We start from the raw sequence: 7396 nt of genomic DNA, 5'->3' as shown, positions 1-7396 counted from the left end.
GGGTGATGGGCACCTACGCCCACCAGCGCAACGACGCCCCCTACTTCCCCGACGGCACCGTGGCAGCCTACGACAACGCCACTCTCCCACAGGGAACCATCACCAAAACCCACGAGCAGCAAGAGTACCAGATATGGTTGCAGAAACTCCGGAAGCACAACATTACTCTCGGGCCTGCTACCACCTCACCAGATTCCCCGGCCTCCTTGGAGACGAGCCTTAAACAAGGAAAGGCAAGCACGCCCGATACAGCACCTGGCAAATCGGGTGCGGCATCAAGCTTCTAAATGTTTGGAATTTACGGATGCCAGGAGCTGCCGCAGGAAGCAACATGGTTACCCATAGCAGGGATATATGGCACGAGTGGATTATAGCTGGCCACCTCTCATGCAAGGGAAGAGAGGCCTTTCACCACATCGCCGTTAGTGCTTTTGCACTAATGAACAGGAGCAAGAATAGTTGCATTCAGTAGTGGCGCGCAGCTTGCATAGGAAAGTGAGAACCTAATTCAGGGCGCTCAGTATAAAGTATCGATAAAATTATATATAAAAGACACAACATGGTTATCATGAATTATAAAGCCGGGCAGCTTGCCAACCGGTTGTTTTATTTTTCGCACTTCATCTCGAACAGCATAGCGTACGGATATAAGCTCATCAATCCTTCCTTTAATGATTACAAAGAGTTCTTTACCTCTACCGCTTCCGATAACTTTAGCGGGCATGACATCAGCCTGAACATCACGGATAACCAGCAGTTGGACGAACTGATGCGGAAAGCAGTGAACGCCGTTCAGAAGGTGCAGATTGACTCCCTGCGTCATTTACCGGGCCTTTACTTTCATGATATAAAAGCCTTTGATGCCGCTCCAAAGAGCTTTGACATGAACGACGACGCGTTTGTTGCCTCTGCCAAAAATAAAATCGTTTTTATTGACGGTTGGCTTTACCGCGACTACCAGAATTTCGGCAAATACTCCCCTCTGCTCCGAAGCTTCTTTACCCCCCTTCCCCTATATGCTGGCCAGGTGCAGGAGGTGATAGGGCGGTGCCGCGAGCACGGAGACACAGTAGTAGGCGTGCATGTCAGGCGTGGAGACTATAAGACGTACAACGACGGAAAGTGGTATTATGAGGATGAGGTATACTACAGCAAAATGCTGGCAATGAAGCACCAGTTGGAGAGCCAGGGGAAAAGCTGTGTCTTTCTAATCTGCTCCAACGAAAAAATAGACACAAGCAACTTCGGAGATCTAGCCGTCATCACGGAAGACCGCCATTTTATCGTGGACCTGTACGCCCTTGCTCAATGCGATTACCTTGTGGGTCCGCCAAGCACGTTTACCATGTGGGCCTCGTTCTACGGCCAAACGCCGCTTTTACACCTGGGAGAGGCTTCCAAAGAAGTTAACCTTTCTGACTTTGAAATATTCACCAGGGGTTGAATTGGGCAAAGCACTATCCCTGCTTTCTATGCATAATACCGAGATAAGCCACTTGGGGCGGCATCTACTGCTGCCTTCCATTACTAAGAAATCTCAGCGCGTTGCCTGACGCTGTCATAAACAGGTACTGCATTATCAGATAAAGAATAAGAGGGCTACATGAACAACTGCATTCGTATAGCCAGCCTAGGCGAGCCAATATTTATGCAGGAAATAATGTCAAATCAACCCTTCCCATCAAGATAGTCTGAGTACGGCCTGACTTTAAAAATTGGTTGTGAGCCAAAAGCGCGTGAAAGCGCTTTATATGTTGTGGCCAGACCCGTAGTGCGACTCTTCCCAAACTTTCCATCGAAGTTATAGCACCAGAATTCACCCACAATCTGGATTATGAGCTTAGGATGTGTAAAGCGTCGGACAAGAACTCTTGCACAGGTGCTCCGATTTTATTGCATTTTTTTCCTGCAACACGGTTACACATATAAATTTACCTATATTATATTTTAATCTTATATATAGTTTAAGTAATATAAATCAGCAATAAATTAGGAATTTTATATTTATAAATTTCTAAGAAAACCAAACTTTATTTTATGAAACCGTAATCAACAAAAGCAAGTTCAGAAAGTTATTTCAAGCTTAAATTCACCCCGTATCCTATATTTAAGGATATTATTTATATATAATTTTTCAAACAAATTCATAACAGCTATAGCTTTACAAGAGTATTCTACTTTATATTTGCATCAACTTATAAATGAAGCTCTAAGAGCTTATTCTGTTTTCAAAGGGATTCACTCCCTTGCCCCTGCTACCACGTTAGTCGACGCGCCAAAGGACACTAACTGCAGCGGGTATCAACAATTTCCATAAATAACTAATTTCAACTTTTAGCCAAAGAAGATGAATCTATTTATCTCCTCCACGAACAGGAGGGCTGGCATTACTTTGTCCGCTTTACTGTTTGCTCTCCTCGCATTCACGTTTCTTCCATATCAAAGCATAGCCCAATCCTATTCCGGCCCTATCGTCATCTCCAAAGGGGGCACGTATTCAGGCAACTGGGAGTCCCGCGATTCCAACGTCTCGGCCGTCGAGGTGACCACCTCCGAGCCTGTCATCATCGAGAATTCCAACATCCGCGGCGCCGGCCGCATGATCCGATCCGCCGGCCACGGGGCCGCCAACATCACCGTCCGCAACACCAATGCCTACGGCCTGGCCCCCACCCCCTGGCACGACTACAAGCGCACCCGCTACTTCGTGGCCGTCGACGAGTTCACCAACATCGTGGTCGAGAACTGCTATATCGAGGGCGCCGCCGGCATCAACCTGGGCGGCCGTTACCTGGGCAACGGCACCACTTCCCAAACCATTCGCATCCGCTACAACAAGGTCAAAAACATCGACGGCCGCATCTACGGCGGGGTAGCCGGCGTTTGCTTTGTGGGCCTCAACTTCCGCAACCCCGTTAAGAACGCCGAGATTGCCTGGAACCAGGTCATCAATGAGCCGGGTAATTCAATCGTGGAGGACAACATCAACCTGTCCAACTCACGCGGTACCTCCGACTCCCCCATCCGCATCCACGACAACTACATCCAGGGCGCTTACCCGCTCAACCCGAAGTCGGGCACCTACTCCGGCGGCGGCATCATCACGGACTCTTGGTACCACGCCGGCATGGGCACTCCCTCTGACGTGGCCACGGCGCACGTGAAGATCTACAACAACCAGACGGTGAACATGAGTAACTACAACTATTCTATCGCCGGGGGCAACAACATCGAGATCTACAACAACCGCGCCGTCACCTCGGCCCTGCTGCCCGACGGAACCCCGGTGAACACCCACAACATCGGCCTGACAGGCTATGACTATTATAATTTAGGTGCCACCCACTCTAACGCTGTCCACAACAACCTGATCGGCGTAATGGGAATCTACGCGAACGAGCTGAACACGAACAGTTATTTCCCGGACGGCACAGCGGTGCGCAACTATAACAACACCCATATGTCTGGCAGGGTAACAAAGCAGCACGAGCAGGATGAGTTCGCCATGTGGCAGAACAAGCTGAACCAGAACGGCATCGTAGTAGGGCCCCATGGTTCCGCGCCCGCCAACGCAGCACCGACTGTGGCCATCACCTCCCCGGTTGCAAACGCATCCTACACTGAGAGCAGCATGAAGGTAGCTGTCGCCGCAAATGACACAGACGGATCCGTTAACAAAGTAGAGCTTTACCTGGGCGGCACAAAGGTAGGCGAGCAAACGCTAAGCCCATATGGCTTTACGCTGAGCAACCTGAATGTGGGTAGCCACACGCTCACAGCCAAGGCCATCGATAACAGTGGTGCCGTAACAACCTCTCAGGCCATCAAAATTAATATAACTGAGAGCACGGACGCGCCACAGACCGGCGATGGCTCCAACACCTCAGGCAGCATCACGAGAGAAGTCTGGACAAATTTAAACATAAGCTCACTGAGCCAGCTTCCGCTTAGCAAAACTCCTAACAATGTAACTTCACTAAGTTCATTCGAGGCACCCACTAACACCGGCGACCATTATGGTCAGCGCATCCGCGGCTACGTAACGGCCCCTGTAAGCGGCCAGTATACCTTCTGGATTGCAGGTGATGACGATGCCGCCCTTTACCTGAGCACCTCCGAGAGCGCTGCCGATAAGAAGCAGATCGCCCATGTGGACGGCTACACCAGTCCCCGCGAGTGGGGCAAGTACGCCTCTCAGCAGTCGGTGAAGGTGACCCTGGAGGCCGGCAAGCGCTACTACATCGAGGCCCTGCACCTGGAGATGGGCGGCGGCGACAACCTGGCCGTGGGCTGGCAACTGCCGAACGGCACCAAGGAAATGCCGATCGCCGGCGGCAGGCTCTCCCCAATCGGCAGCACGGCCCCTGCAGCAATTACACAACTATCTGCAGCCACAGGCAGCATCACGCGTGAGTTCTGGGCAGATGTACATGTCTCTACAGCAGGCGCCATCCCCTTTACCCAATCCCCTGACAACATCTCTGAACTTAAGTTGTTTGAAGCTCCCACGAATGCAGACGACCACTATGGTCAACGCATCAGAGGCTATGTAACAGCCCCACAGAGCGGTGAGTATACCTTCTGGATAGCAGGTGACGACGAGGCGGAGCTTTACCTGAGCACCTCTGACAACCCCGGCGGAAAACAGAAGATTGCCTATATAACCGGCCTCAATAACTGGACCGCACCCAGGGAGTGGAACAAGTTCGCGACCCAGAAATCAGTAAAGGTTACGCTAAAGGCGGGGCAGCGTTACTACATCGAGGCGCTGCACCTGGAACATGGCGGAGGCGACAACCTGGCCGTGGGCTGGCAGCTGCCTGACGGCGCGATGGAGCGCCCTATTGCCGGCAGCAGGCTCTCCCCAATCAGCAACTCGCTCACAAGCACCAGCAACCTACAGGTATCGAGCGCTTCCGAAAAAGAGCCTTTCTTTAGCGAAGCCACCGCTTATCCTAACCCGTTCAGTGAGGTGATCACCCTCAGCTTGGGAAGCCAGGAAACGAAGCTAAAGGAAGTTGTGCTGCTGGACCAGACGGGCAGAGTAGTTTACAAGCAGGAAGACCTGACGTTGGACAACAATAAATTGGCAATTAGCCTATCAGGTGCCGGACTGGCAAGCGGTCTGTACATCCTAAAGTATACGGACGCCACTGGAAGCACCAAGAGCCTGAAGGTAATAAAGCAATAACAACCATGCTTTCCCCTCCCTTAAGCAGGAAGAGGAGGATATATAAACCAGGAAAGCCCCGGCGTGAAGCCGGGGCTTTCCTGGTTTTAGAGAAGTAGCGAAGCTCATAGTTCCATGGCAGAGTCTGGAAAATCAGGAAGATCAAATGCTATCACAGCTTTACCGAAGCATATAAACGAAATGACTGCAGGACGGTATATAGCAGCTGGTATCCCACGATCCTTCCTATGCCAGTCAGAGACATCTTTCCTCCCTATGGAGAAAAGGGAGCGATAAGCGCTTAGGGCACTACAACACCGCTCTGGCGGCTTAGCGGAGAATGAGCAACCGATACGGGACTTCGCCCCCGGACCAGCTGTCAGCAGGCGGTGTTTACTCCTCACAACTTTTCAAACGAGTTTAAGCCACCTATTTTTAGTTGTGTATACAGGCAACAACGCCATCGGCTGCGTATTAGCCACACACAACCCTATATAGTAGCGGCGGCACTAAAACCTACTCCAACCTCCTCTGGTAGAAGAGATTGGTCTTCGGATAAAACCTTAGGCATATAGGAGTTGATACTGACTTAACAGGATGATATAATTAACCCATGCCTTTGCTATCTTTTTACCTATAGCAGGATGCGCTTTGCGCTCAAAGAAACACTATGCACTACGCCTGCTCTATTACCATCCTGGAGCCCGTATTTTACATATATTGACCAAAGGCTTATAACCAGCAGGTTGCTACACACCCAAGCCATACCACAATAGCCATACCCGGATCAGGACTATCTCACTTGTAACGAGGAAACTGGCGTCTCCTGAAAGCAAACTGCATACCCCCATACTCTCCACTAATAAGCCGCATTCAAACGCCCCGTTTCCTGTCCCCTCTCATTACTGTATAAAAGCAGCATGGAAAGTCCTTAAGCACCAACGGATATTCCTCAACATTTGAAACAGACTTAATTCAAGCTTCTAAAATAAGCTTTTGTATATAAAATGACTCCACATCATTACCACCTAGCATCCTGTTGAAACAGGCATGCCTTTCAGCTCTGCATCGCTCAATCGCCTTATCTGCAGGGAAAATTGTTCTTTCCTGAACAACCCAAAAGATTTTAAAGGTGGACAAGCTGATACAACCTACTATTTGCTTTACTTTTCACTCCTCCCGTTTCACACTGAATCCATTCCCCACTGACCTATTATAATAGTGCAAAAACATACCCATTGTTTAACCATTAAAAAAATGATATAAGCTTTAATAGTTTACAGTGAAACACAAAATTTCAATTGACTTTTATATATTAGTTAATAAATATATATACTAAAATAATCATTTTAAAAAATAGTGCAATCTGAAAATTCAAATAACTATATATAACAGATATAACTATATATGTATTCAAAAAATATTTGCAACCTTTTTAAAAGCACAAAACAAGTTAAATTAGGTTATATAGGCTGTTTTTGTTATATAAATTCATATAAAGATTTTTATCTAATATAAAAAACTAAAGATTACAAAATAAGACATTAGCAAAACTCAATATTTCTATTCTATATTTGTATCAACTATTACATGAATACTTTTAGTAGATAACAAGAATTAAATCAGTGCTAACATCCCTGCTTCTGTAAAGATTTAGTAGGCTCGCCAAAGAATACTAACAGCAGAAAGCGCCAATAATTTAAATTTTAGTACAAAACTTCAACTTTTAGCCAAAGAAGATGAATCCAATTGCCTATTCTCTCAAAAAGAGAACTGGACGTACTATGTCCACAGTTTTACTTGCCCTTGTCCTATATGTCCTGTGCACAAGCCAAGGCACTGCGCAAACCTACTCAGGCCCTATCGTCATCACCAAGGGGGGCACCTACACGGGCAACTGGGAGTCCCGCGACTCCAACGTCTCGGCCGTCGAGGTGACCACCTCCGAGCCGGTCATCATCGAGAATTCCAACATCCGCGGCGCCGGCCGCATGATCCGATCCGCCGGCCACGGCCCCGCCAACATCACTGTCCGCAACACCAGCGCCTACGGCCTGGCCCCCACCCCCTGGCGCGACTACAAGCGCACCCGCTACTTCGTGGCCGTCGACGAGTTCACCAACGTCGTGGTCGAGAACTGCTACATCGAGGGCGCCGCCGGCATCAACCTGGGCGGCCGCTACCTGGGCGACGGCACCCCCGCCCAGAGCATCCGCATCCGCTACA

The 7396-nt window shown here is 49.1% G+C and carries 2 protein-coding genes and 2 pseudogenes; all 4 read left to right on the top strand.

All coding sequences use genetic code 11. The annotated features are described in order from the left end of the window. A pseudogene (locus tag ABD920_RS10655) lies at positions 1–287 on the top strand (hypothetical protein); the annotation flags it as partial. A gap of 281 nt (positions 288–568) precedes the next feature. After that, positions 569–1444 carry an alpha-1,2-fucosyltransferase gene (locus ABD920_RS10650; protein WP_345158885.1) on the top strand — a complete coding sequence of 292 codons (876 nt, stop codon included), beginning with the start codon at positions 569–571 and terminating at the stop codon, positions 1442–1444. 903 nt (positions 1445–2347) lie between these two features. Then, positions 2348–5191, top strand: coding sequence for a PA14 domain-containing protein (locus ABD920_RS10645; RefSeq protein ID WP_345158884.1), 2844 nt, complete (start codon positions 2348–2350; stop codon positions 5189–5191). 1763 nt (positions 5192–6954) lie between these two features. Further along, positions 6955–7396: pseudogene (locus ABD920_RS10640) on the top strand (hypothetical protein); the annotation flags it as partial.

The organism is Pontibacter saemangeumensis, from assembly GCF_039541895.1.
GTDB lineage: Bacteria > Bacteroidota > Bacteroidia > Cytophagales > Hymenobacteraceae > Pontibacter > Pontibacter saemangeumensis.
The sequence above is the reverse complement of the archived record's forward strand: the minus strand, read 5'-3'. Positions and strand labels throughout refer to the sequence as shown.